Source organism: Rhizobacter sp. P3_B12 (assembly GCF_056402895.1).
The window spans coordinates 1-1,696 of the sequence record NZ_JBFUGN010001181.1 but is presented as its reverse complement, the minus strand read 5'-3'; the positions used below and the strand labels follow the sequence as shown (position 1 = coordinate 1,696).

Below are 1,696 nucleotides of genomic sequence, written 5' to 3'. Positions count from 1 at the left end.
ACTCGCGATCCAGTCGCCGAGGCGCCGCACATCGGCTGAAGCCGCCTCGGCACCGAAATCCAGCGACCGCTTCGCGTAAACCGGCGCCGCGTGCCGCGCGTTGTGCGCGAGCCGCTCCGGATGAACCGGCGACGGCGGTTGCGCGATCAGGCTCAGCACGATCGTCGCCGCGCCCAACAGGCCCGCGTTCACCCACTCCAGCACCGGTGATGGCTTCATGCCGATGCGTGGCAATCCCCGTGCCCGTGGGATAGCCAGCAGCGTCGTCTGCAGGCCTGATGGCGCATCGAACTGCGTCCACTTTGTCGCGCTTTTCGACGCACGTCCCGAGACCGGTCTCCCTACGATTCACCATCTTCACGCGAGCGAGCCAGGACCCGCCCATGCGATTTGCAGGTAAAGCAGTGCGATCGGCAATTCTTGCCGGTCTGTGGGCATGGGGTACGTGGGCCTGTGCGGCAGCTTCGACATCCGACACCTCCGATGCCTCGCCCGAGGCGCGGCTCGCAACGCGCTGGATCCTCGACCACCACGACAACCAGGGCAAGCCGTTCGCGGTGGTCGACAAGAAGGCGGCGCAGTTGCGCATCCACGCGGCCGACGGCCGGCTGATCGGCAGCAGCCCGGCCCTGCTGGGGCTGGCCCCCGGCGACGCCGCGATCGGCGACATCGCGCACCGTGCGCCGTCCAGCCTGCGCCCGTTCGAGCGCACCACGCCGGCCGGCCGCTTCGAATCGCAGCCGGGCCGCAACCTGCACGGCGAGGACATCGTCTGGCTCGACTACGCCGCCTCGCTCGCGATCCACCGGCTGCGCCCCGCGGCGCCCGCCGAGCGGCGCGCGCAACGGCTCGCGTCAACCTCGCCGGCCGACAACCGCATCTCGCTCGGCTGCGTGGTCGTGCCGGTGGCGTTCTACGAGCGGGTCGTCGCACCGGTGCTCGGGCAGGCGCGTGCGGTCGTCTACGTGCTGCCGGAAGACCAGCCGGTGCGCGGGTTCTTCGAGGCGGCGCAGGGCCTCTAGGTCTTTGCGCGCGCGCTCCACAGCGCCGCGCCCATCAGCAGCATCCCGGCCGACTGCAGCACGCTCAGGCTTCGGCCGTACACCAGCCAGTCCACGCACACCGCGGCGAACGGGTAGACGAACTGCAGCAACGCGATGCGGCCGGTCGGCAGGCGCGCCATGCCGGCATACAGCAGCACGTAAGCCAGGCCGGTGTGGATCACGCCGAGCCCGGCCAGCCAGCCCCAGGCGGCCGGCTGCGCGGGCCAGCCCTGCATCAGCGGCCACCAGGCGGTGAGCACGACGCCGACCGCGCACTGCCACGCCGCGAGCGCCAGCGACGACGCACCCTGCACCCGCTTCGCGATCAGCGTGACCGCCGCGTAGCTGAGCGAGCCGCCCAGGCACATCGCAAGGCCCGCGAGGTAGCGCGTGGATGCCAGTTCGCCCGGCGGCTGCTCGGCCAGGCCCGTCGCCAGCGCCAGGCCGAGCAACGCGAGCCCGGCCGCAAGCCACCGGCGCGCGCCGATGCGCTCGTGCAGCCACCAGGCGCCGAAGCCCATCACCCACAGCGGCTGCACGTGGAACACCACGGTCGCGACGCCGATCGACGTGCGCTCGATCGCCGCGAAGAACAGCGCCCAGTTCGCCACCATCAGCACCCCGCAGGCGAGCGCCGCCGCCAGCGCCCGCGG

General features: G+C 71.9%; 3 protein-coding genes. 1 reads left to right on the top strand and 2 read right to left on the bottom strand.

What is annotated here, in order from left to right; genetic code table 11:
- The coding region (locus tag AC1D01_RS33550) for a hypothetical protein (RefSeq protein ID WP_477873793.1) at positions 1–234 on the bottom strand (234 nt) is incomplete at its 3' end.
- 149 nt (positions 235–383) lie between these two features.
- On the opposite strand from AC1D01_RS33550, the gene AC1D01_RS33545 reads away from it, so the two are divergent.
- Complete coding sequence (locus AC1D01_RS33545) at positions 384–1,022, top strand: L,D-transpeptidase (RefSeq protein WP_477873792.1); 639 nt, start codon at positions 384–386, stop codon at positions 1,020–1,022.
- Here the strand turns inward: AC1D01_RS33545 and AC1D01_RS33540 are convergent.
- Positions 1,019–1,696, bottom strand: a 678-nt coding sequence (locus tag AC1D01_RS33540) for a DMT family transporter (protein ID WP_477873791.1), incomplete at its 5' end; no start/stop codon positions are given. The two genes, AC1D01_RS33545 and AC1D01_RS33540, sit on opposite strands and share 4 nt — an antisense overlap.

Coding starts and splice junctions, on each gene's coding strand:
- AC1D01_RS33545 (WP_477873792.1), top strand. CDS start 384: ATGCGATTTGCAGGTAAAGCAGTGCGATCGGCAATTCTTGCCGGTCTG.